The sequence below is a fragment of the Mesorhizobium sp. WSM4884 genome (assembly GCF_029625675.1).
Taxonomy (GTDB): Bacteria; Pseudomonadota; Alphaproteobacteria; order Rhizobiales; family Rhizobiaceae; genus Mesorhizobium.
On sequence record NZ_JARTVO010000006.1, the window covers coordinates 319601 to 342873 of the forward strand.

22 protein-coding genes are annotated in these 23273 nt (G+C 64.8%); 12 read left to right on the forward strand and 10 right to left on the reverse strand.

The genetic code is table 11. The annotated features are described in order from the left end of the window. Positions 1–238: 238 nt before the first annotated feature. Positions 239–496 carry a hypothetical protein gene (locus P9236_RS12810; RefSeq protein WP_278074980.1) on the reverse strand — a complete coding sequence of 86 codons (258 nt, stop codon included), beginning with the start codon at positions 494–496 and terminating at the stop codon, positions 239–241. Positions 497–616: 120 nt separating this feature from the next. Between P9236_RS12810 and hemF the strand changes: the two genes are divergently transcribed. The 4 genes from hemF to P9236_RS12830 all read left to right on the forward strand — a co-directional run bounded on the left by hemF (position 617) and on the right by P9236_RS12830 (position 3940). Further along, positions 617–1531 (forward strand): oxygen-dependent coproporphyrinogen oxidase, encoded by a 915-nt coding sequence (gene hemF / locus P9236_RS12815; RefSeq protein WP_278074981.1) that lies wholly within the window; start codon positions 617–619, stop codon positions 1529–1531. 282 nt (positions 1532–1813) lie between these two features. Beyond that, the gene (locus P9236_RS12820; RefSeq protein ID WP_059188453.1) at positions 1814–1999 is read left to right on the forward strand and encodes a DUF1059 domain-containing protein; all 186 of its coding nucleotides are present in this window, start codon (positions 1814–1816) and stop codon (positions 1997–1999) included. Positions 2000–2367: 368 nt separating this feature from the next. Then, the gene (locus P9236_RS12825; protein WP_278074982.1) at positions 2368–2853 is read left to right on the forward strand and encodes a hypothetical protein; all 486 of its coding nucleotides are present in this window, start codon (positions 2368–2370) and stop codon (positions 2851–2853) included. Positions 2854–2956: 103 nt separating this feature from the next. Then, a complete protein-coding gene (locus tag P9236_RS12830) occupies positions 2957–3940 on the forward strand; it encodes a S8 family serine peptidase (protein WP_278074983.1) in 984 nt (327 codons plus the stop codon). A 27-nt stretch (positions 3941–3967) separates the two neighbouring features. Here the strand turns inward: P9236_RS12830 and P9236_RS12835 are convergent, their stop codons facing one another. Genes P9236_RS12835 through P9236_RS12845 form a run of 3 tightly spaced genes read right to left on the reverse strand, consistent with a single transcriptional unit; the run spans position 3968 to position 6494 of the window. Further along, complete coding sequence (locus P9236_RS12835; RefSeq protein ID WP_278074984.1) at positions 3968–5236, reverse strand: CCA tRNA nucleotidyltransferase; 1269 nt, start codon at positions 5234–5236, stop codon at positions 3968–3970. Further along, entirely contained in the window at positions 5233–5865 is a 633-nt protein-coding gene (locus P9236_RS12840; protein ID WP_278075006.1) for a CoA pyrophosphatase, read from the reverse strand. The genes P9236_RS12835 and P9236_RS12840 overlap by 4 nt, the downstream gene beginning before the upstream one ends. Beyond that, the gene (locus P9236_RS12845) at positions 5865–6494 is read right to left on the reverse strand and encodes a DUF1285 domain-containing protein (protein WP_278075007.1); all 630 of its coding nucleotides are present in this window, start codon (positions 6492–6494) and stop codon (positions 5865–5867) included. The genes P9236_RS12840 and P9236_RS12845 overlap by 1 nt, the downstream gene beginning before the upstream one ends. Positions 6495–6639: 145 nt before the next feature. Between P9236_RS12845 and P9236_RS12850 the strand changes: the two genes are divergently transcribed. From P9236_RS12850 to P9236_RS12865, 4 genes are read left to right on the forward strand one after another with little or no spacing between them, the layout of a single operon-like run. Then, positions 6640–7644, forward strand: coding sequence for a MoxR family ATPase (locus P9236_RS12850; protein WP_278074985.1), 1005 nt, complete (start codon positions 6640–6642; stop codon positions 7642–7644). Further along, positions 7644–8639: a DUF58 domain-containing protein gene (locus P9236_RS12855; RefSeq protein WP_278074986.1), complete on the forward strand. Its 996-nt coding sequence runs from the start codon at positions 7644–7646 to the stop codon at positions 8637–8639. The genes P9236_RS12850 and P9236_RS12855 overlap by 1 nt, the downstream gene beginning before the upstream one ends. After that, complete coding sequence (locus P9236_RS12860; protein WP_278074987.1) at positions 8636–11452, forward strand: DUF4159 domain-containing protein; 2817 nt, start codon at positions 8636–8638, stop codon at positions 11450–11452. The genes P9236_RS12855 and P9236_RS12860 overlap by 4 nt, the downstream gene beginning before the upstream one ends. 3 nt (positions 11453–11455) lie before the next feature. Continuing rightward, positions 11456–13543 (forward strand): hypothetical protein, encoded by a 2088-nt coding sequence (locus P9236_RS12865; protein ID WP_278074988.1) that lies wholly within the window; start codon positions 11456–11458, stop codon positions 13541–13543. A gap of 174 nt (positions 13544–13717) precedes the next feature. Here the strand turns inward: P9236_RS12865 and clpS are convergent, their stop codons facing one another. From clpS to P9236_RS12885, 4 genes are all read right to left on the reverse strand, one after another. Beyond that, positions 13718–14023 carry an ATP-dependent Clp protease adapter ClpS gene (clpS, locus tag P9236_RS12870; protein WP_040989718.1) on the reverse strand — a complete coding sequence of 102 codons (306 nt, stop codon included), beginning with the start codon at positions 14021–14023 and terminating at the stop codon, positions 13718–13720. A gap of 125 nt (positions 14024–14148) precedes the next feature. Next, positions 14149–14478: a hypothetical protein gene (locus tag P9236_RS12875; RefSeq protein WP_278074989.1), complete on the reverse strand. Its 330-nt coding sequence runs from the start codon at positions 14476–14478 to the stop codon at positions 14149–14151. A gap of 152 nt (positions 14479–14630) precedes the next feature. Next, positions 14631–14900, reverse strand: coding sequence for a hypothetical protein (locus P9236_RS12880; protein ID WP_278074990.1), 270 nt, complete (start codon positions 14898–14900; stop codon positions 14631–14633). Between the two features lie 40 nt (positions 14901–14940). Next, positions 14941–15243 (reverse strand): hypothetical protein, encoded by a 303-nt coding sequence (locus P9236_RS12885; protein WP_278074991.1) that lies wholly within the window; start codon positions 15241–15243, stop codon positions 14941–14943. Positions 15244–15480: 237 nt separating this feature from the next. Here P9236_RS12885 and P9236_RS12890 point away from each other — a divergent pair, with 237 nt between their 5' ends. From P9236_RS12890 to P9236_RS12900, 3 genes are all read left to right on the forward strand, one after another. Further along, positions 15481–16197, forward strand: a complete 717-nt coding sequence (locus P9236_RS12890) for a response regulator transcription factor (RefSeq protein ID WP_278075008.1) — start codon at positions 15481–15483, stop codon at positions 16195–16197. Next, positions 16194–17603 carry an ATP-binding protein gene (locus tag P9236_RS12895; RefSeq protein ID WP_278074992.1) on the forward strand — a complete coding sequence of 470 codons (1410 nt, stop codon included), beginning with the start codon at positions 16194–16196 and terminating at the stop codon, positions 17601–17603. The genes P9236_RS12890 and P9236_RS12895 overlap by 4 nt, the downstream gene beginning before the upstream one ends. A 210-nt stretch (positions 17604–17813) precedes the next feature. Continuing rightward, on the forward strand, positions 17814–18188 hold the full coding sequence (locus tag P9236_RS12900) for a YciI family protein (RefSeq protein ID WP_278074993.1): 375 nt from the start codon (positions 17814–17816) through the stop codon (positions 18186–18188). Between the two features lie 23 nt (positions 18189–18211). Here P9236_RS12900 and P9236_RS12905 read toward each other — a convergent pair whose 3' ends face one another. Both P9236_RS12905 and P9236_RS12910 read right to left on the reverse strand, forming a co-directional pair. After that, a complete protein-coding gene (locus tag P9236_RS12905) occupies positions 18212–19693 on the reverse strand; it encodes an aspartate aminotransferase family protein (protein WP_278074994.1) in 1482 nt (493 codons plus the stop codon). 83 nt (positions 19694–19776) lie between these two features. After that, on the reverse strand, positions 19777–20862 hold the full coding sequence (locus P9236_RS12910; protein WP_278074995.1) for a pyridoxal-phosphate dependent enzyme: 1086 nt from the start codon (positions 20860–20862) through the stop codon (positions 19777–19779). A 168-nt stretch (positions 20863–21030) separates the two neighbouring features. Between P9236_RS12910 and P9236_RS12915 the strand changes: the two genes are divergently transcribed. Next, entirely contained in the window at positions 21031–23103 is a 2073-nt protein-coding gene (locus P9236_RS12915) for a transcriptional regulator (protein ID WP_278074996.1), read from the forward strand. Positions 23104–23273 lie beyond the last annotated feature (170 nt).

Genomic DNA, 23273 nt, shown 5'->3' on the forward strand with positions numbered 1-23273 from the left:
GCAACTGTGACGCCAGGAGCAAGGAGAGTTCAATGTTCGGGCATCTAGTTCAAGCGGAAGACGAAACGCAGCTCGTCGTTATCTATCGGATCGGCTCCGATGGCATGCCGACACTTTATACATCCTGAGCTTTGAAAAGGCACGGGAAATGGGCTTGGAAAAATTCGGCAAGCTACTCGGCGAGAACCTGATTCTGGATTCACCAAAGCTGCGCGATCTGTTTTCGTTGTGACACGAATCAATCCGCTGCCGGCAGCCGCCGCATGGTGAATTCTATGACGTCGCCCGGGCGTTCGAACCAGCTTTCGATCTCTGTCCAGTAAGCCTGCTTGGGGAAACGCTCGAACCATTCCTTCGCCTTGAGCCGCGCTGCCGGACGGGGCAGCACGAAGGTTTCGCGCAGGAATCCGTCGCGAGGCTTTCCTTCGCGCTCGGCCCGCGAGCGCTCCAGCCTCTTCCTCAAGCCATCCAGCGGCGGTCTTGCCGGGGTGCGCACGAAGGAACTCCTTTGCACCTTGGTCAGACGGGACTTGACCCTTGCCCTTAAGAGATTAGGGATCGCGCGCTGAAAAAACGAGTCATTTGTCGGGCAAGCAAGCCCGGACTGGAGACGGAATTGGAACGACCCGACATCGCGGTGGGCCTGCCTGACGACATCGAACAGAAGAAGATGAAGGCCCGCCTCTGGTTCGAGGCGCTGCGCGAGCGCATCTGCGCCACATTCGAGCAGATCGAGCAGGAACTCACTGGACCGCAATCATCCTGGTCGCCCGGGCATTTCGAGAAGACTGCCTGGGAGCGTGATGAGGGCAAGGGCGGTGGCGGCACCATGTCGATGATGCGCGGCCGCGTCTTCGAGAAGGTCGGCGTGCACACATCGACCGTCTACGGCGAATTCTCTCCCGAATTCCGCAAGCAGATCCCCGGCGCCGAGGAGGATCCGCGCTTCTGGGCGAGCGGCATTTCGCTGATCGCCCACCCCTGGAACCCCAACGTACCGGCCGTGCACATGAACACGCGCATGGTCGTGACCACGCGCCATTGGTTCGGCGGCGGCGCTGACCTGACGCCGGTGCTCGACCGTCGCCGCACCCAGGACGATCCCGATACGCTCGCCTTCCACCGCGCCATGCAGTTCGCCTGCGAGAAGAACGCCGCCGTGGCCGACTATCCGAAATTCAAGGCGTGGTGCGACGAGTACTTCTTCCTGCCGCACCGCAACGAGGCGCGCGGCATCGGCGGCATCTTTTTCGACTGGCTGCATTCGGGCGAGGATCAGGGCGGCTGGAACGCCGACTTCAATTTCGTCCAGGACGTCGGGCGTTCTTTCCTCGTCGTCTATTCCCACTTGGTGCGGGGCAATTTCAACCAGAACTGGACCGATGGCGACCGCGACGAACAGCTCATCCGGCGCGGCCGCTACGTCGAATTCAATTTGCTTCACGATCGCGGCACCATCTTCGGCCTGAAGACCGGCGGCAATGTCGCCTCGATCCTCTCCAGCCTGCCGCCGGAGGTAAAGTGGCCGTAACAATCCGGTGAGCGAGGCGCTGGCCGGACGCGACGCGGTTTAAGCAAGATCGGGCTGCAACGGGGCGGAGCAGCACTGCTCCGCCTTTTTGGGTTTCGGCGCTTCGTCCGGCCGCTCCGGACGGCACGGCTCTTGATGCAACCGAAGTCGGCGACATGTGTTATGGTTATCCACTCGAGCAATTTCAGGGAAAGTGCCCAGCGGTTTCCATGCGGGATTGCGAAAAAACAATAACTGGAGTGGTCAGAGCCGAACCGCTCCGCAGCGAGGAAAGGAAAACCCATGAAGGAATTCCAATGCGGGACACTCGTTCCAGGCTGTGACTGGCACACGCGCGCCGAGGAGGAAGCGGAGGTCATGCGCCGTGCCGTCGAGCACATGCGCGAAACCCACGGCGAAACCATCATCCGCGAGACCATGATCGAGGCGATCCGCTCCCGCATCCAGAAGGTCCGCGACGCGGCCTGAGGCATCCGCTCGCGGATTTCGCACGACCACCAATAGGACAGCGAGCGGGATGCAGCATTCGGGCGCATCTCGCTCTATTTGCGTCCCGGCCGCCGACAATGGTCGGCTTCGCCGAATTCAGGCAAAAATTATATTCGTATCGGCTTAGATAACCTCGCGGTAACGGTATGCATGCGATCGTTGCGCGCATGATCCGGTCACAAGCGGCTGTCCGAGGAGCCGTCGCCACCAGGCGCTGGCCGGATCTGGTGGGACGAGGTGCCTCGCGCATGCGCGAAAGATCCGACAATCGAAGCGGTTCCCGCGCAGCGGCGCTCCTGCTGTGTGCGTTCCTCGGCGCAGCACCGGCGGCCGCTCAGGAAATGACAATGACCACGTCGCTCGTCGATATCCACCAGGGCTCGCCGCTCAGCGAGCGCGCGAGAGGGCTCGGCAATGGCGGCTACGAGCTGCAGGACGGAAGCTGGGTCTCGTTCAATCGGTGGTACCATGCCAATTGGGTCGACATGCATGTCGATTTTCTCACGCAGCTTACCGAAAACAGCGGCATTCTGTGGGGCTTTGGGACCGGCGAACAAGCGGAGAAATACCGCATAGCGCCGAGCCTCAAACTCGGTTTTCTCACCCAGACCCATCCGAGCCTGAACAGCACGCTGTCCCTTTCTGTTACCTCGACCTTCGGCGGCAAGCTGACCGAAAAGCCTTGCGTGGCCGACTACGGGGACCTGGGCACCTACAGCGTCAACTGCCGGCTCGCGGCCGGCGAGACGGCGCCTGAGGAAACGCTGAAATATCTGGTTAACGCTACACCCGAAAGGCTGCGCCTGTGGCTCAACTACCGTGTTACTTTCTGATCGCCGGGATGCCGTGCATGAGAAATCTTCCTGCTCCCGAACTTGGCGACCGTCCGTTCTCGTTCCTGCCATCCTCGTTTTCTGTCTGACCGGGAGTAAGACCATGTCTGGTAATTTCTGGAAATTCGGCATTGCCGCGGCTCTCCTCCTTCTGCCGGCATCGATGGCGTCAGCGCAGGAAGCTCCCGACGCGGAAGAGACGGCCGCGCTGTGCCACGGCGGCGGGTCCATATGCGTAAGCGCAAAGATCCCGGTCGTGAAGGCAACGACTCAGGCAGTACAGAGCTGGATGAGCCCCGACGTCGGCGCCGCATGGGCGGCCGGCTACAAGGGCCAGGGCGTCACCATCACCGTCGTCGACGACTTCAGCAGCTCATCGCGCTTCTCCGGCAATTTCGGCATCGGCGTGCAGACCCTGCGGCATGGCGAATGGACGCGCGAGGAAGCCAGCATGATCGCTCCCGCGGCGACCATTCGCTCCAAGGACTTCTCGACGGGCTCGGCCGTGCCGCTGGCGGCCGGCCGCAACGTGCTCAACCTCAGTTATGGCATGTATGCCAGCGCCGGCTACAGCGTGAACCAGATCGGCTGGGCTCCTGAAGAGGCGTCGATCATATCCTACGCCACCAAAGGATCGGCCATAGTTTCGAAGGCTGCCGGCAATGACTCGGTCGCCGTAGGCGGGGTTACCGGCGGCCAGCAGGATTATCTCGACCTAGCCCTGATCGGCAAACCAACGGCGATCTTCGTGGGCGCGCTGTCGACAAACGGCACGACAGCCAACAAGGCTCAGCTTGCCTGGTATTCGAACTATGCCGGCTCCAACACCGCCGTGCAGAGCCACTTCCTCGTGGTCGGCGTCGAAGGAAACAAGACCGGCCTTTACGGCACGTCCTTCGCTGCGCCCATCATCTCGGGATACGCCGCGATCATCGGCAGCAAATTCACCAGCGCGACACCGGTTCAGATCACCAACGACCTGCTCAACACGGCCCGCACCGACACGCTGGTCAATTACAACCCAGCCGTCTACGGCAAGGGCGAGGCAAGCCTGTCGCGCGCCCTGGCCCCTGTGGCGATCCATTGACCGGCACCGATCGACCGGCCAATCGATTTAACCCTCGAGAGCCTTCGCGGCGCGTTCGAGCAGCGCGCCGCGATCCAGGATGAACCCGGAATCCGCCCATTCCTTCTCGAGTTCTTTCAGCGTGGCGCCCAGCTTCGGGCCGGGCGACGCGCCGAGTTCGGTCAGGTCGGTGCCCTTGATCGGAAAGGTCGGCTTTTCCCATTTCAGGGCGAAGCCGAGCAGGCGCGAGAAGCCGCCGGCTTCCACCATGGCCTGATTGTCCTCGACGGCACGCGTCCGCGCGGCGGCGAGAGCGAGCCGCAGCCGATCGAGGAAGCCTTGGCGATCACCGAAATAGAGCTTTTTCGAAAGTTCCGTCTCGGTGGTCTTGTGTTCCGGCGAAGCCGTCAGCGCCCATTGCTTGAGCCGTTCGCCCTCGCCGGTCGAAAATCTCAGCCTTTCGGCAAGTATCTTCATGCGCGCTGCATCCGGTGGAACCATTGCCTCCAGTCTGAGCAGCGGATCGGCTGCCCAGCCGAGATCCTTTTCGGTCCTGACCAGCCCGTGGATGGCGTCGATGCCCCACTTCTCGCTCTCCGGCAGCACGGCGGTGAGAACGCCGGCCTGGCGCATCCACAGCAGGGCGCGCGAGGGATCGGGTGCCGAAAGCAGCTTCTTCAATTCGGACCAGACGCGCTCGGCCGAAAGCCTGCCGAGCCCGTCCTTCAGCCTGGCGCAGGCCTTCAAGCCCTCGGCATCGGGCCGGCCGTCGCCATACCAGGCAAAGAAGCGGAAGAAGCGCAGGATGCGCAGATAGTCCTCGCGGATACGCGCTTCCGCCTCGCCGATGAAGCGCAGCCGCCGCGCCTCGATGTCGGCGACGCCGCCGACAAGATCGACGACCGTCCCGTCAGCCTCGGCATAGAGCGCGTTGATGGTGAAGTCGCGCCGTTCGGCGTCAAGCTTCCAGTCACGCCCGAAGGTCACTTTCGCCCGCCGGCCGTCGGTCTCGATATCGGCCCTGAGCGTCGTGACCTCATAGACCTTGCCGCCGGCGATCGCCGTGACGGTGCCGTGCTCGATTCCCGTCGGCACCGTCTTGAAGCCGGCGGCCTCGGCGCGGCGGATCGTTTCCTCTGGCAGGGTCGTCGCGGCGACGTCGATATCGGCGACCGGCTGGCCGATCAGCGCATTGCGCACCGCCCCGCCGGCCACGCGCGCCTCCTCACCGCCCTCCTTCAGCGCGGCGAGCAGCTTCTGCAGATGCTTTTCGCCGAGCCAGTCGGCGCGGCCTGTAAGAGACACCTCGGCGCTCACGCATAGAGCCTTTCATAGAGCGTGCGAATGATTCCGGCGGTGACGCCCCAGATGCGCTGTCCGTCATAGGGCATCTCGTAGAAGAACCATTCGAGGTCGTTCCACATGCGGCTATCGCGCGCGTGGTTGACGGGGTCCATCAGGAAGCGCAGCGGCACCTCGAAGGCGGCGTCGACCTCGTCGGCATTGAGCGTCAGCGAAAAGCCCGGCCGCACCACGGAAAGCACCGGCACGATGCGATAGCCGCTGCCCGAGATATAGTCGGGCATCCGGCCGATGATTTCGATGTGGCCGCGGTCGAGGCCGATCTCCTCGAATGTCTCGCGCAGCGCGGTGGCCTCGGGGCCGGGATCGGTCGGATCGATGGTGCCGCCGGGAAAAGCCACCTGGCCGGAATGGCTGCGCAGTCTCTCGGCGCGCTTGGTAAGCAGCACGGTCGCGTCATCGGCGTGATCGATGACTGGGATCAGCACCGCGGCGTCGCGCAGCGGCTTTATGTGCTTCAATCTGGGGTGGCCGGGATTGAAGCGGTGATCGCCGAACTCATCGCCGGGTAGCACCTTTGCCTGCGCCGCGGCACGGGCGCGAAAATCCGTGATAGAGAACGGCACCGGCGACACCTGGTCCATCACGCGCTGAGCCGCTCGAGTTTTTCGGCCGGCATGATCGGATAAACCTCGCCGCCGGAGCGGACGGCGAACATCGCCTTGCCGTCGATTTCGATCTTTTCGCCATGTTCGACCAGCTCATACATCACCGGTCGCGCCACCAAGGCCTCCAGCCTCCCGCGCACCAGCACATAGGGTTTGAGCCCACCGGTCGCGTCCTCGTCGACGAAGCGAAGCGGATGGCCGGGCCCGGCGGTGACGACGTCGCCGACATTGGTGCGGAAGGTGATGACCTGCTCGTCGCCTCTCCCCGACACGCTCATCTCGACGGCGACGAAGGGCGCGTCGGCGACGCGGATCCCCACCCGCTCCACCGGTGTCACCAGATAGGTCTTGCCGTCGGCGTCCTTGCGCAAGACGCTGGAAAACAGCTGCACCAGCGGCATGCGCCCGATCGGCGTGCCGAGATAGAACCAGGTTCCGTCAGCCTTGATCTCCATGTCGAGATCGCCGCAGAAATCCGGATTCCAGCGTTCCACGGGGGCTGGTCCCTTGCCGGCCTGCGCCGCTCGCGAGATCAGCGCCTCCAGCCCACGCGCCTCCGTGGCGCCGGTCAGGCTCTGCTCGCTAAGTCCGGAATGATCGGTCATGGTCACGAAATAGTCACTGTTGTTTCGCTTGTCAGCCTAAGTCTGTGATTTAAGTTCAATCGCAGGCGCCAGGCGAGGCCGAATCGCGGCATTCTGCGACTTTGAGAGTGCAGGCCGGTGTTTCCAACCACAAGGATCGAACGGCATGAGCGTGATGATCAAGGAAAGTCCGTTGAGCGACAAGGCGATGATCGAAGAGGCCGAGAAGGCTCTGGCCGACATCTCGAAGGTCCGCGACGCCGTAGGCCGCGTGATTTTCGGCCAGGAAGCCGTCGTCGAGCGCACGCTGGTGGCGCTGCTTGCCGGCGGCCACGCGCTGCTCGTCGGTGTGCCGGGCCTCGCCAAGACCAAGCTCGTCGAGACGCTTGGCATCGTGCTCGGTCTCGATTCCCGCCGCGTCCAGTTCACGCCCGACCTGATGCCATCCGATATCCTCGGCTCGGAAGTGATGGAGCAGGACGAGTTCGGCAAGCGCTCTTTCCGCTTCATTTCCGGGCCGATCTTCACCCAGCTTCTGATGGCGGACGAGATCAACCGCGCCTCGCCGCGCACCCAGTCCGCGTTGCTGCAGTCGATGCAGGAATACCACGTCACCATCGCCGGCGCCCGCTACGACCTGCCTTCGCCCTTCCATGTGCTGGCGACACAGAATCCGTTGGAGCAGGAAGGCACCTATCCGCTGCCGGAGGCGCAGCTCGACCGCTTCCTGATGCAGGTCGACATCCTTTACCCGGATATCGAGGCCGAACGCCGCATCCTGCTCGAAACCACCGGTGTCGAGGAGGCCAAGGCCGACAACGTTCTGCAGCCGTCCAGGCTGAAGGAAATCCAGACCCTGATCCGCCGCATGCCGGTGCCGGAAAGCGTCGTCGAGGCGATCCTCAAGCTGGTGCGCTCGGCCCGCCCGGGTCAGGGCGATGCCGACACCGACAAGCACGTCGCCTGGGGTCCGGGTCCCCGCGCCAGCCAGGCGCTGACACTGTGCGCCCGGGCGCGCGCCCTATATGATGGAAGATTGGCGCCGTCGGTCGACGATATCCGTGCGTTGGCCGAGCCGGTGCTGCAGCATCGTATGGCGCTGACTTTCGCTGCCCGCGCCGAAGGCACCTCTGTGCGCGACGTGGTGGCGAAACTGGCAAAAGGCATCTGATGGGTCGAATAGGCGAGGTCCAGGCACCGGTTGCGACGCGCGACGCGCTCGCCCGTGGCCGGCTGCGGGCCTCTTTGGTGCCGGACCTGCTGGTCGAGGCGCGCCGCATCGTCAACACCGTGATCGCCGGCTGGCACGGCCGCCGCAAGCGCGGCATCGGCGAGAATTTCTGGCAGTTCCGACCCTATGTCGAGGGCGATTCCTCGCGCATCGACTGGCGCCGCTCGGCGCGTGACGACCACACCTATGTGCGCGACCGCGAGTGGGAGGCGGCTCATACCGTCTGGCTCTGGTCCGACCCCTCCCCCTCCATGCTCTACAAGTCGGCGGGGGCCGGCGTTTCCAAGGAGTCGCGCGCGCTGGTGCTGGCGCTTGCCCTGGCCGAGCTTCTGTCGCGCAGCGGCGAGCGCATCGCCTGGCCGGGCCTCACCGACCCGTTCACCGCCCGCAACGGTGCCGAACGCATCGCGGCCCAGCTCAGCCATGCCGGCGAACTGCCGGCCAAGCCCGATCTCTCGGCCATCCGCCGCTTCTGCGACATCGTCATCGTCAGCGATTTCCTCGATCCGGTCGAGGAGACGATGGCTTGGCTCGACGTGCTCGCCCGTCACGGCGTTCGAGCGCATCTGATCGAGGTCGCCGACCCGGCCGAGGAGACCTTTCCCTATGCCGGCCGCACCGAATTCACCGATCCCGAGACCGGCGACAAGCTGACCGCCGGCCGCGCCGAGACGCTTAAGGACGAGTACCGCCTGCTCTACACCGCCCGCCGCCAGGAGCTGGCCGGCTGGTGCAAGCGCCTCGGCTGGAGTTTCACCGTCAACCACACCGACCGCCTCGCTTCCGAAGCGCTCGTACGCGTCCACATGGCGATGACCGCCGATAGCAGCCGCCCGGGGCTGACTGTTGGCGGCAGTCGTGCAGGGTTGACTGCCGGCGGCGGCTATACTGGGCTGACCGCCGGCGGCGGTCATGCCGGAAAGGCGGTCGGATGAGCTGGCTGCCGCTTTCCTTCGGCGCGCCGATGGTGCTGTGGGGTCTGCTGGCCCTGCCGGTTATCTGGTGGCTGCTGAGGCTGACGCCGCCCCGGCCGCAGACCGAGGTCTTTCCGCCGCTGCGGATCCTCGCCCGCGTCCTGAGGCGCGAGGAGACGCCGCATCAAAGCCCCTGGTGGCTGACATTGCTGCGCCTGCTGATGGCCGCTCTTGTGGTCACCGCGCTCGCCGAGCCGGTTTTCAATCCGCGCGAAAAGCTGCCGGCGGAAGGCTCGGCGCTGGCGCTGGTCATCGACAATGACTGGGCAAGTGCGGCCGACTGGGGCAAGCGGGTCGCCACCGCCGAGCGGCTGATCGCCGATGCCGGCTCGAATGGCGTGCCGGTCGTCATCGCCTTCACCGCCGAGAAGCCGAATGCAGAGATCGGCCCCTTCGATGCGTCGGCCGCGCTCGACCGCCTGCGCGCGGCAAAGCCGCGCCCGATCCCGACCGACCGCCCTGCCGTCTATGCCCGCGTCGCCGCAGCATTGGAGCGCCTGCCGGGCGCCAGCGTCGCCGTCCTTGCCGATGGCCTTGCCGCCAATGGCGATGAAGCGGCGTTCAAGACGCTTCTGGAAAAAAACGCCTCACGGCTGGTTTGGGCCACGTCCGACCGGCTTTCGCTGACCGGCCTGATCGGCGCCGACAACCAGGTCGACGGCTTCGCGCTGACCGCTATTCGCGCGCCCGGCGATCCAGCGCCGGCCCAGGTAACCGCCGGCGCCTTCGACGACAAGGGCCGCCGCATCGCCGACGCGACGCTGACCTTCGCGCCGGGTCAAATCACGGCCACGGGGACGATGACGGTGCCCTTCGAGCTGCGCAACGACTTCGCCTCGGTCGCGCTCGACGGCGCGCACCAGGCCGGGGCCGTGCGCGTGCTCGACGAAAGCTCCAAGCGCCGCCGCGTCGGACTGCTGTCGCAGGCCGAGGCAGACCAGGCGCAGCCGCTGCTTTCGCCGCTCTATTACATTCGCCGCGCCCTGCAGCCCTTCGCCGATCTGGTCGAGCCGTCGAGCGCCGATCTGGCCGACGCCATCCCGCAGCTTCTCGACCAGAAGCCGGCGATGATCATCATGGCCGATGTCGGCAACATTCCCGAACAGGTCCGGCAACGGCTGGTCGACTGGGTGAACAGTGGCGGCACGCTGGTGCGCTTTGCCGGTTCAAGGCTGGCCGCCGCCGGCAATGACGACGACCTCTTGCCGGTCCGGCTGCGCAGCGGCGAACGCGCGCTGGGCGGCGCCTTGTCCTGGACCACGCCGCAGCAGGTCACCGAATTCCCGAAGAATGGCCCCTTCGCCGATCTCGCGCCGCCGACCGAGGTGACGGTCAGCCGGCAGGTGCTGGCCGAGCCCACGCCCGACATCGTCGAACGTACCTGGGCGACGCTGGCCGACGGCACGCCGCTGGTTACGGGCATGAAGAAGGACCAGGGCACGCTCGTGCTCTTCCACGTCACGCCGGAGGCGACCTGGTCGAACCTGCCGATCTCAGGCAGCTTCGTCGAGATGCTGAGGCGCGTCGTGCAATTGTCGCGCAACCAGGGCGCCGCGGTCGCCAATGCCGAGGCCGCCGCCGCGTCATTGGCGCCCTATCGCATGATCGGCGCCGACGGCACGCTGGTGCCGCCGACGCCGGACGCGCGGCCGCTCGTGCCGGGCGCCGGCCCGTTGCCGGTGACGCTGGAAAACCCGCCGGGGCTATACGGATCGGAGACCGGCGTCTTCGCCCATAACCTGCTCAACGCCTCGAGCACCTTCACGCCGCTCGCTCAGCCGCAGGTCTCGCTGCCGGTGAGCGCCATCCCCTATGCCTTCGACGAATCGGAGAACCTGAAGGGCCCACTGGTCACGGCTGCTCTCCTTTTGATGGTGCTCGACACGCTTGCCGTCTTATGGATGGGCGGGCTCTGGTCGCGCCGGCCGCGCCGAGCAGCGGCGACCGCCGCTGCCGTACTGATTGTGTTCGGCGGTCTCTTCGGCCATGCCGATCTCGCCCGTGCGGACGATTCGAAGCCCGGCGATTCCCAGGCGATTGAGGACATTTCAAAAACCCGCATCGCCTATGTCATCACCGGCGAGCCCGGCGTCGATTCGATTAGCCGCGCCGGCCTCGAAGGCCTGACCCGCTTCCTGGTCGAGAAGACGGCGCTGGAGCCCGGCCCGCCGGCCGGCGTCGACATCTCCAAGGACGAGCTGACCTTCTATCCGCTGATCTATTGGCCGATCGACGCCACCGCGCCGATGCCAAGCGAAGCTGCGATCGCTCGCATCGATGCTTATATGCAGCAAGGCGGCACGGTTCTCTTCGACACGCGAGACCAGTTCTCCAACGGCATCGGCGCCGGCTCGGCAAGCCCGGCCACCGAGCGGCTGCGCGATATCCTCGCCAATCTCAACGTACCGCCGCTGGAGCCGGTGCCGTCGGACCATGTGCTGACGAAATCCTTCTTCATCCTTCCCGAGTTTCCCGGCCGCTTCAACGGCAGCCCGCTCTGGGTCGAGACCTCGCTCGATGCCAGCAACACCGAGAACCGTCCGGTGCGCACCGGCGACGGCGTGTCGCCGATCATGATCACCGGCAATGATTTCGCCGGCGCCTGGGCGGTGGACGAAAACGGCGATCCGATGCTGCCGACCGTGCCGCCGGATCCGATGCAGCGCGTCTATGCGCTCCGCGCCGGCGTCAACATCATGATGTACATGCTGACCGGCAACTACAAATCCGACCAGGTGCACGTGCCAGTCCTGCTCGAACGGCTGGGGCAGTAGCTCATGAACTGGTCGATCTCCTTCGAGCCGCTCGTTTCCTGGCCGCTGTTCGGGCTTGTCGTCGTGCCGCTCTTGCTGCTCGCGCTCGCCGGCCTGTGGTTCCGCCAGCGCGGCTCGGTCCTGCGCTTCATCGCCCTGCTGGCGCTGGGTGCTGCGCTGCTCAATCCCGTTTTCCTCGACGAGGAGCGCGAGGCGCTGAAGAGCGTCGTTGCCGTTATCGTCGACCGCAGCCAGAGCCAGGAGATTGGCGACCGCAACAAGCAGACCGACGAGGCCCTGACTGGCCTTCAACAGCGCCTCGGCCGTTTCAAGCAATTCGACGTTCGCGTGGTCGATGCCGGCAAGTCCGAGGCTGCCGACGAGCGCACCGAAACCAGGCTGTTCGGCGCGCTGGAAAGCGCTTTCCGCGACGTGCCGCCCTCGCGCATCGGCGGCGCGATCATGATCACCGACGGCGAGGTGCATGACGCGCCGGCTGGCGCGCCGGACTTCAACGCGCCGCTGCATGCGCTGATCACCGGCAACGAGCATGAAAAGGACCGCCGCATCCGTTTCGAGAACGCGCCGCGTTTCGGTCTCGTCGGCAAGCCGCTCGACATGACCTATCGGGTCATCTCGACCGCGGGCCAGGGCGGTCCGGTCGATGTGCGGGTCTCGGTCAATGGCGAACAGGCCTCGGTCGAGCATGCGACCATCGGTCAGCCGATGAAGCTTGAGGTCACCATTCCCAACGCCGGCCGCAACATCGTCCAGCTTTCAATCGATCACGAGCCGGGCGAGTTGACGGACGCCAACAACCGGGCCATCGCCCTCGTCGACGGCATTCGCGATCATCTGCGCGTGCTGTTGGTCTCCGGCGAGCCGCATGCCGGCGAGCGCACCTGGCGCAACCTTTTGAAATCCGACGCGTCGGTCGACCTCGTCCACTTCACCATTCTGCGTCCGCCGGAAAAACAGGACGGCACGCCGATCAACGAGCTGTCGCTGATCGCCTTCCCGACGCGCGAGCTGTTCGTCGAGAAGATCAAGGATTTCGATCTGATCATCTTCGACCGCTATCAGCACCGCGACGTGCTGCCGATCCTTTATTACGATTACATCTCCGAATATGTCGAAAAGGGCGGCGCGCTGCTGATCGCCGCCGGTCCCGAATATGCCGGCGAAAGCTCTATTGCCCGTACGCCGCTGATGTCGGCCCTGCCGGCGATGCCCAGCGGCGAGGTCGTCGACAAAGCCTTCTATCCGCGTCTCACCGATCTCGGCCAGCGCCACCCCGTAACGCGCGGGCTCGATGGCTCCGCTACCGAGCCGCCGCACTGGAGCCGCTGGTTCCGCACCATCGGCGTCAAGAATCCTGAAGGCGAGGTGGTTATGAAAGGGGCCGACGACCGACCCCTGCTTGTGCTCGACCGCAAGGGCGAAGGCCGGGTCGGCATGCTGCTTTCCGACCAGGGCTGGTTGTGGGCGCGCGGCTTCGAAGGCGGCGGGCCGCATGTCCAGCTCTATCGCCGTATCGCCCATTGGCTGATGAAGGAACCCGAACTGGAAGAAGAGCGGCTGACCGCCGACGGGCGCGGCATGGTGCTGGAGATCCGGCGCCAGACGATGAGCGACGATCCCGGCCCCGCCCAGGTGATCACGCCTTCCGGCAAGACGATGACGGTCAAGCTGCAAAAATCCGAGCCGGGGATTTTCACCGGCAGCCTGCAGACCAGCGAGATCGGTCTCTATCAGGTGGGCAATGGCGATCTCACCGCGCTTGCCCATGTCGGCCCGATCAACGCACCGGAGTTCTCCGATGTCATTTCCACGGAGGACAGGCTGAAGGCGCCGGCGGATGCGACCGGCGGCAGTGTGCGCCGGCTCGCTCCGTCGTCCACGCTTGGCAGTCTTGCCGGCGGTGTGGCGCTGCCTTCCATCGTGCCGATCCGCTCCTCGGGCGCGGCATCGGGCGATGACTGGATTGGGCTCCGCACCACCGAGGACAGCACTCTCAAGGCCGTTTCGCGCGTGCCGCTGTTCGGCGGCTTCCTCGGCCTCGGCCTGCTGCTCCTGGCGATCGGCTCGATGTGGTATCGCGAAGGACGGTAGCGCCTTTTACCTCTCCCCTTGTGGGAGAGGTCCGATTGCTCCGATTTGCTCTTCGCAAATCGGATGGCAATCCAGGTAAGGGGTAGGCTGCCGTCCGGCTGGAGCACCCCTCATCCGTCTCGGCGCTGCGCGCCGATCCACCTTCTCCCTCAAGGGGAGAAGGAAAAGAGAACCCTACTCTTCCGGCTCGGTCGTGAACAGCAGCGGGTAGCCCTTGGCCTTGCCGGCATCGGTTGCCCGCGCGGCTTTGGTTTCGGCGACGTCGCGCGTGAAGACGGCGACCACGCAGACGCCGCGCGTATGCGCCGTGATCATCACACGATGCGCCTGATCCTCGCTGAGCTTGAATTCACCCTTGAGCACGGTCACCACGAACTCGCGCGGCGTGAAATCGTCATTGACCAGGATGACCTTGTAGAGCTTTGGCCGCTCGGTTTTCGGCTGTGTCTTGGTACGCGGTTTGAGGACAGTTTCAGGCATCGGAATCCACCAGTTGGAAACTGGGTTCTCGCTTGCACTCTGTCATGCAAGGAAGCTTTCGTCCATTTGCCCGCCGTAGCGGCGAGCGGACGCTCGGCCTTATGTGGGAAAGCGCTGCTTGCCGTTCAACGGCCCTGCCGGCGCATCTGCGTGCCGGATCTGCCGGAGCCGCCGTCGTCCATGTCGGAACCGCGCTCCATGAACGCGGTGACCACCCAGGCGGCGAAACCGATCAGCGTTGCGCCGGTCAGCAAGATCAGGATCCAGCTCTGTGCCGGCGTGATGTAGTCGAAGCTCGATGAGATGGCCGGCGCGAAAAGCTCAGGCTCGGTTCTGCCGCTGGCGGGGTCCGGCACCGGGCTGGCTTTGAGGATGATCAACGCTCTTGCCGCCGCGGTGGCAACAAGGCCGCCGAGGCTTAGCGAGCGCATCCGGGACGAAAGCCGCTTCTTCATGCGGATTGTCCTACTGTACCGGCATTGCGATCGGGTTAAGGATGACGTTGTCGCGGCGGAAACTGCCGGTGTCAGGTTTCAACCACCAGAAAACCGCTCCAGCCAAAACAGGCTGGAGCGGCTTTTGAAAAGATCACGTTCGAAAGCCTGGATCAGGGCTTCTTCTTCGCCGGAGCCTTCGCCGGGGCCATCTTCGCAGACTTCTTCACCGGGCACTTGTGCTTCTTGGTCGGCTTGCATTCTTTCTTGGCGGCAACCTTCTTCGGAGCAGCCTTCGCCGGAGCGGTGGCAGCCGGAGCGGTCGTGGTCGTGGTGGTGGCAGCCGGAGCAGCGGTCGTCGTGGCGGCGGCGTTGCCGAGAGCCGGCATCGAGAAGGCCAGAGCAACAGCGAGGCCGAGTGCGGAGAGGAGGGACTTCTTCATGGCTTCATTTCCTTTTTCATGCGGGTCGAGGAGGTGAGCGTCACTGAGCCGGGTCGACCGGTGTCACTCCAAGCAGCTTCAAAGCGTTCGCGAGCATCCGGATTCCCTGTGCCTGCTTCTTGTTGGCGCAGAACCGGTTTCCCTTTCTTTGAAGTGCCTTCGCCGCGGTGACCTGCGTTGCCGCGGCATGGGTTTCGAGGGCTTCGTCAACTTGACGGCTGAGATTGGTGCAGCGCTCGGTTCGGGTCAGCGGCGCCACCTTTGCAGTGGAGGCGCCGGCCGCGGCTGTGATGAGCGACATGCTGAGCAAAGCCCCCATCACGCTGATCCAGAACCTCTGCATTGGTCTTGTCCGTTACTCCGGAAACTCGCGTCGCAGCCGATAACCTGACCGCCACGGCACCGGTTATGCCCTTGAAATTTTTCACGAGTTTTTCCCAACTGTAGAATTTTGTTTCTGGATTGTTTCTGGGAGGGAAACCCGTACGCCGCTACCGCCACTGGCCAAGATGTGGCCCGAATTCTATCGTGTGGGTGATCGTCGAAGGACGGCTTGGCAAACGCAAACGACAGGGTTCTCGTGAAATCCGACGCGCACATACTGATCGTCGATGACGACAAGGGCATACGGGACCTGCTTCAGGAATTCTTCCAGAAGCGGGGACTGCACACCACGGTCGCCGCCGACGGCACCGAGATGGAGGCGGTTCTGCGCCGCGCGCAGGTCGATCTCATCGTTCTCGACGTGATGCTGCCCGGTAAAAGCGGACTGGAGCTTTGCCGCGAGATCCGCGCCAACTACACGACACCGATCATCATGCTGACCGCCGTGACCGAGACGACGGACCGCGTCGTCGGCCTCGAGATGGGCGCGGACGACTATGTGCCCAAACCCTTCGATCCGCGCGAGTTGCTCGCCCGCATCCGCGCGGTGCTGCGACGCAACGGCACGGCCGAGCCGCGCCGGCCCTCAGCCAAGCAGATCTACCATTTTGCCGGCTGGACCATGGATTGCTCGCGCCGCCGGCTGACGGCGCCCGACGATGTCCGGGTGGAGCTGACGATGGCGGAGTTCAACCTGCTGCATACCTTCGTCAAGAGCGCGCAGCGCGTGCTTACCCGCGAGCAGTTGATCGAGCTTTCCGGCGGCGATACCGGCTACAGCTTCGACCGCAGCGTCGACATCCTGGTGAGCCGCCTGCGCCGTAAGATGGAGGACGATCCGAAGACGCCGAAGCTGATCCTCACCGTGCGCAGCGGCGGCTATCAGTTTCTGCCCGAAACGACCATCGAATGAGACGCTTCCTGCCGCAAACCCTGCCCGTCTGGGTTCTGCTCATCGTCATCGCCGGCCTGATGATCAGCCAGGTCGCGACCCTCTACATCGTTGCGCGCGACCGCGCCGCCGCCAACGACATCGTCGACCTCTATCGGCTGAACGACCGCGCCTATTCGCTGGTGCAGCTGATGCATGACGCCACGCCCGAGGGGCGCAAGGCGACTGCGTCCGGTCTGTTCAATTCCACCTTTGCGCTGACCGTTTCGGACACCCCCGCGGTCACTTCCTCGATCGCCGGCGATGACCAGCTTGCCGAGCTGGAGGACATTCTGGTCGGCCGCCTGTCCAAGTTCGGCATCACCGACGCCCGTGTGCGGCGCGACCCGGCAACGCAGGAAGCCGATGCTCCGGACGGCCAGGTGATGAACAAGGACGTCGGTCAGGTCGAGCGCGATCTTCTGGTGCTGGCCGCGGATTTCGCCCAGAGCGACAAGCTGACGGCATCGCTGCGCTTTTCCGACGGACAATGGCTGAACTTCACCGAGCCGATCACGCCGGCAGGGCCGATCCTGAGTTGGGACAGCCTGCCGCTCTATTCGCTGATAGCGGGACTGATCGTCGTGATGTCGATCTGGTCGCTGCGCCGGCTGACGGCGCCTTACCGCATGATGGAAACCGCGGTGAACCGCATCGGCAACGACCTGAAAAGCCCGCCGATAGCCGAGACCGGCAGCCGCGAGATCCGCGCTGCTGCGAAGGCGGTCAACGCCATGCAGATGCGCCTGCGCGACTATGTCGAGGACCGCGAATATCTCGCCGCGGCACTGGCGCATGACCTGCGCACACCGCTGACCCGAATGCGGCTGCGGCTCGAGCTGCTGCGCAAATCGCAGGCACGCGAAGCCCTTGCGCATGACCTTGCCGACATCGAAAGCATCGCGAGCTCGGTGATCGATTTCGCCAAATTCGAGGTCACGGAAGAAAAGGCCGAACGGATCGATTTCTGGTCGCTGGTGGAGTCGGTTGCCGACGCATTCGAAGGCGCTTCGTTCGACGAGGACGCCAAGCCATCGCGCGGCCTGGTCTGCATCGCGCGTCCGGTGGCGCTGCGCCGCTGCATCACCAATCTCGTTCAGAACGCGATCACCTACGGCAAGAAGGCGCATATCGGGGTACGGCGGTCGGGCAACACGGTCACCCTCACCATCCGCGACGAAGGTCCCGGCATTCCGCAGACCAAGCTGGACCAGGTGTTCGCCTCCTTCGTGCGCCTCGAACAATCGCGCAACCGCCAGACCGGCGGCCTCGGCCTCGGCCTCACCATTGCCCGCAACATCGCCCGCGGTGCCGGCGGCGAGATCAAACTTTCCAACCATCCGGGTGGCGGCCTGCTGACGGAGCTGCGCCTGCCGCTGGCAGCTTGAGTCAGCAGGCGCTTTTCCGGCTGGCTCCGGGACTGGATCAGCCGCGCCATCCTTGTGATAGTGCGGCCCGCCCTGCAGCGCCGCGCGTCCTCTTGGACGCGCAAAGGACGCTGTAGCACTTCAATTTGGTGCATGATCCTTTCCGAACCGAAGGCCGGCGAAGCAAAAATCGATTCCGATTTTCGGGGTCAAGCACGAGGAACCCGAACCATGTTCTATGCGATACTTGCCTATCACGTCGAAGAAACCGTCCAGTCCTGGACATCCGGCGAGGATGCGGCTCTCATGAAAGACCTGCTCGAGATCAACGACAGGCTGACCCGCGCCGGCAAGCTGGGGCCGGCGGCAAGGCTGGGCGATACCGCGAAAGCCGTCACGCTGCGCGGTCCGGGCGACGGCATGGTGATCGACGGTCCCTTTGCCGAGACCAAGGAGCAGTTGCTCGGCCTCTATGTGCTGGATTGCGCGAACCAGGACGAGGCGGTAGCGGTGGCGCGCGACCTCAAGCGCGTCAATCCCACCGCCGTCTACGAGATCCGGCCGATCATGCTCTATCTGCCGGGCGCGCCGCTGGCAGCCGGCTGAGATATTTCTTCCAGGCCGCTCCCTCAAACTGGTACCGCCGCAGCCTCGATTTCCTTTCCGATGCGAAGCGTCTCGCGCACCAACAGATCGAGATCCTCGCGCCGCGTCCGGTGGTTGGTGATCGCGACCCTCAGGCAGTGACGGCCACGCACGGTAGTATCGGACAAGGCGGCGATGCCCTCTTCCTGCAGCCTGAGCATGATTTCGGTGTTGAATACCTTGAGCCGTTCCTCCGATGCGCCCTCCAGGCGACGGCGGAAGCAGACGATGTTGATGGTGGTCGGCGCCGTCAGCTCGAGCGTCGGCTCGGCTTCGATCAGGCGCGTGAGATAGCCCGCCTGGGCGATGTTCTGGTCGATCAGGCGCCCGAACTTCTCCACCCCATGCTCCTTGAGCGCCATCCAGATTTTGAGCGCGCGAAAACCGCGCGATGTCTGCAGGCCGTAGTCGTGCAGCCATTGCCCGGATGCGAGGCCGCGCGGCGTCGATTCCAGATACTCCGGGGTGACGGCGAAGGTGTTGCGGTGGGCCGAGGCATCGCGAACCAGCGCGCAGCCCGCCTCGAACGGCGCATGCAGCCATTTGTGCGGATCGAGCGCGATCGAATGCGCTTGCTCGATGCCGGCGACGAGCGATCCGTTTTCGGGTGCGATTGCGATCAGCGCGCCGATGCAGCCGTCGACATGGAACCAGAGGTCCTCTTCGGCTGCCAGCGCGGCCAGCGCCTGCAGGTCGTCGATCGCGCCGGTGTTGACGGTGCCGGCGGTGCCGATGATGCAAGCCGGCTTGAAACCCGCCGCGCGGTCTTCCGCGATGGCCGTCTTGAGCGCATCGACATCGATGCGCAAATTGGCGTCGGTCGAGACGCGCTGCAGCGCCCGATTGCCGAGACCGAGCGCTTCCATCGCCTTGCGATGGCAGGAATGGACCTGGTCCGAAGCATAGAAGCGCAACGGCTTTGGTATCGCGCCGACACCCCTTTCGCGAACATCGACACCCGCCTTGACGTTGCGTGCGACGGTCAGCCCGATGATGTTGGCCATGGAGCCGCCGCTCACCAGCGTGCCGCTGGCCTGGGCCGGAAAGCCCACCATCTCCTTGCACCAGTCGACCACCTGGCTGTCCATCAGGCCCGCGGCGTGGTTGCCGCCGCCGAGATTCGAACCCTGGATCGCCGCCAGGAAATCGCCGAGCGCGCCGGTGAAATTGCTGGAGCCCATAAACCAGGACCAGAAGCGCGGATGAATGTTGCCCATCGGATAGGCCATCACGTTGCGGGCAACATCGCCGTAGATGTCGGCGATGGACGCAGGCTCGCGCGGCAAAGGTGCCGAGAAGAAGGCGCGCACCTCGGCCGGCATCTCACGCCACACCGGACGATCCCTGACATCCTTGAGATAAGCGACGGCCTCCTCGACGATCCGGTGCGACAGGGCCTGCATCTCGGCCCAATCGGGCGGATCGAGCGTTTCGTCCATCAGCGCTGTTTCCTGCAAGGTGTCCATCCGCTCCTCCCCCAGAGGCATCCCCTTTCCTGGATCGTCGTGCGGCGCCGCCAGTTGACTGGACAGCGGCGCCGCGATTGTCTTCAGGCCTCGAACTGACAGCTCGGCGTCGACCGCGACAGCGCCATCTCCTCGGCATCCATCTCCGCCTCGATGCCGTCGAACAGCGGGGTCGACATGTAGCGTTCGCCGGTGTCGGGCAGCATGCACAGGATCACCGAACCGGCCGGAGCGGTTCCCGCGATCTGGCGCGCCACGGCGAAAGTGGCGCCGCCGGAGATGCCGGTGAAGATGCCTTCCTGCTGCGCCAGGGCTTTCGCCCATTTGATGCCTTCCGGACCGGCGATCGGCACCACTTCGTCATAGTAGCGCTTGTCGATCGCCTCCTGCAGCACGTTGGGGATGAAGTCCGGCGTCCAGCCTTGGATCGGATGCGGCTCGAAGGCCGGATGGCTGGCGGCTGGCGCACCGCCCGCACCGCGCTCTTGGCGCTTGCCGCTGCCGATGAGCTGCGCGTTCGCAGGCTCGGCAAGCACGATCCGCACATCCGGCCTTTCGCGCCGCAGCACCCGGCCAACGCCCGCGACGGTGCCGCCGGTGCCATAGCCGGTGACCAGCACGTCGAGCCTCGATCCCGCGAAATCGTTGATGATCTCGCGCGCCGTGGTAGCCTCGTGGATGGCGGCATTGGCTTCCGTCTCGAACTGGCGCGCCAGGAACCAGCCATTGGCCTCGGCGAGTTCCACCGCCTTCTTGTACATGCCAAACCCCTTCTGGGCACGCGGCGTCAACACCACCTTGGCGCCCAGCATACGCATCAGCTTGCGGCGCTCTATGGAGAAGCTGTCGGCCATCGTCACCACCAGCGGGTAGCCTTTCTGCGCGCAGACCATGGCAAGGCCGATACCGGTGTTGCCGCTGGTCGCCTCGACCACGGTCTGGCCGGGCTTCAGCTTGCCGCTGCGCTCGCCTTCCTCGATGATGTTGAGCGCCAGCCGGTCCTTCACCGAGGCTGCCGGGTTGAAGAATTCGGCCTTCACATAGATCGTCGCATGCGCCGGGCCGAGATTGTTGATGCGGATGACCGGCGTGTCGCCGACCGTGTCGAGAATGCTGTCGAACAGCCGGCCTCGGCCAGCCGTCGTCCTTATTTTCAACTGGTGCAACATGGCTCTTCTCCTCGATGTCTCACGCGCCGGTTACAAACCGGCGGCTTCGGCGGCGCGGTTTCGACACCTTGCCGCGCTAGGTTGCTTGACCTGCCGCAAATGCGGCAACGGCGGCATTCCGGCACGGCTGGGCTGCCAGATGCTTCCTGTCGTCTTTGGTGATAGAACATGGACCAGCTGGTCAGCGTTGGAGAGAGCGTGGAAACATACGTGGAATCCACCCGATCGAGCCTGAACGACACCGCCGCCGGCCTGTCGGTGCGGCTGCTTGGGCAACTGACGATTTCCCGTAACGGCGAACCCGTTAAGTTGCCTTCCTCGCGCAAGCTGCGCGCACTGCTTGCCTACCTTGCGCTCGCGCCACGCCCCGTCAGCCGCAGCCGGCTCTGCGAGCTTCTGTGGGACGTGCCCAATGATCCGCGCGGCGAACTTCGCTGGTGCCTGAGCAAGCTTCGCGCCGCGCTCGACGAACCGGGCCGGCACAGGGTCGAGACCGAGGGCGACACCGTTGCGCTTCGCCTAGGCGACACGGGCGTGGATGCTATGGAAGCCGCCGCCGCCGCGGCGGAAGGCATCGATACGCTCGGCCTCGAACGCCTGCGGGCGCTTGCGCAGCTCTTCGCAGGCGATTTTCTTGACGGGCTGGAACTCGATCGGAGCCCGCATTTCACCAGCTGGCTCATCGCGCAACGCCGGCGTTTCAGCTCATGCCATGTCGCCGTCCTGGAGCACATCATCGGCCTTCTCCCGCAGGGCGCCGATGAGGCCGGCGCCTATCTGGACAAGTGGCTGGAACTGGCGCCGTTCGATGGGCGCGCGCATGTGGCGCTGCTGGAAAATCTCGCCCGGCGCGGCCAGATTGGGGCCGGCGAGGAGCATCTCGCCATCGCCGCGGAACTCTTTCACTCCGAGGAGCTGGATTTCATGCCCCTGCGCGAGGCGTGGCAGGAGATCAGAGCCCGCCACTCCGGCGCGACGCCATGCGCCCAAGCCGGGCCTCCCTTTCCGGCTCCGCAACCGCCGATCGTTGACATCGAAACCGAACCGGCCGCGGCGCGCCGGGCCTCGCTGGCGGTAATGCCGTTCACCGAAAGCGCCGGCGCCGGCAATTTCCGCGGCGGGCTTGCCGACGGCCTGACCCACGACATCATCACGCGTCTCGCCAAGCTGCGCGATTTCTTCGTCATCGCCCGCGGCTCGGTCTTCGCTCTGGCCGAGAGGGACATCGCGCCGGAGGACGCCGGACGCCGGCTCAACGTCGACTATGTGGCGACCGGCTCGGTCCGCAGCCTGCCTGGCCGGGTCGTGGTCTCGGTCGAGCTGGCCGAGGTGCGCACGGCGAGGATCGTCTGGACCGAAATCTTCGAGCACAAGCCCGAAGACGTCTTCGCGGTCCTGGACGACATCGGCAACAGCATCGTTTCCTCGATCGCCGCCGAAATTGCGACCGTCGAGCGCAACCGCGCTATGCTGAAGGCGCCCAATTCGCTCAACGCCTGGGAGGCCTATCATCGCGGCCTCTGGCACATGTACCGCTTCACCCGTCAGGAAAACGAACTGGCGCAGCATTTCTTCGCCGACGCGCTGAAACTTGACCCGACCTTCGCGCGCGCCTATGCCGGCCTCTCCTTCACCCATTGGCAGAACGCCTTCCAGCGCTGGGGCGATCGCGACCGCGAGTCGGCGCTGGCCTTCGAAAGCGCCGGCCACGGCCTTCTGGTCGACGACCGCAACCCCGCGGCGCACTGGGCGATGGGCCGCGCCCTATGGCTGCGCGGCGATCAGGACGGCTCGCTGCTCGAACTGGCGAAGGCCGTCGACCTCAGCCCGAACTTCGCGCTCGGTCACTACGCGCTGTCCTTCGTCCATTCGCAGTCGGGCGACCCGCAATCGGCGATCGGCTCCTCCGATCACTCGCGGCATCTCAGCCCATTCGATCCTCTGCTGTTCGGCATGATGGGCGCGCGCGCCATGGCGCATGCGCGGCTGGGGCAGTTCAGCGAAGCCGCCGAGTGGGCGCTGAAGGCGGCGGCCAGGCCCAATGCCCATGTCATCATCCTGGCCATCGCCGCGCACTGCCTGGCATTGGCCGGCCGCCAGGACGAGGCGCGAACTTTTGCGACCGCGATCCGCAAGACCCTGCCGGATTACCGCGCCGACGATTTCATCGCCACCTTCCGCTTCGACCGGGATGCCGAAACCCTGTTCCGCAACGGCGCCAAGCTTATCGGATTGAATTGAGCCTCGGCTTTTAGCCGCCAAGGGTGTGCCGAGATTCAGGTCAGGCTGAGCCGAAAATGATGTTTTCGAGACCGGCCTACGCCGGCCGTAGCCGGTAGTGTGCTGAGAGTTCTGCAAATTCGCTGCGAGAGGGCGGTCATGGCAGGCTGGTGATGTTCAACGTCACCGAT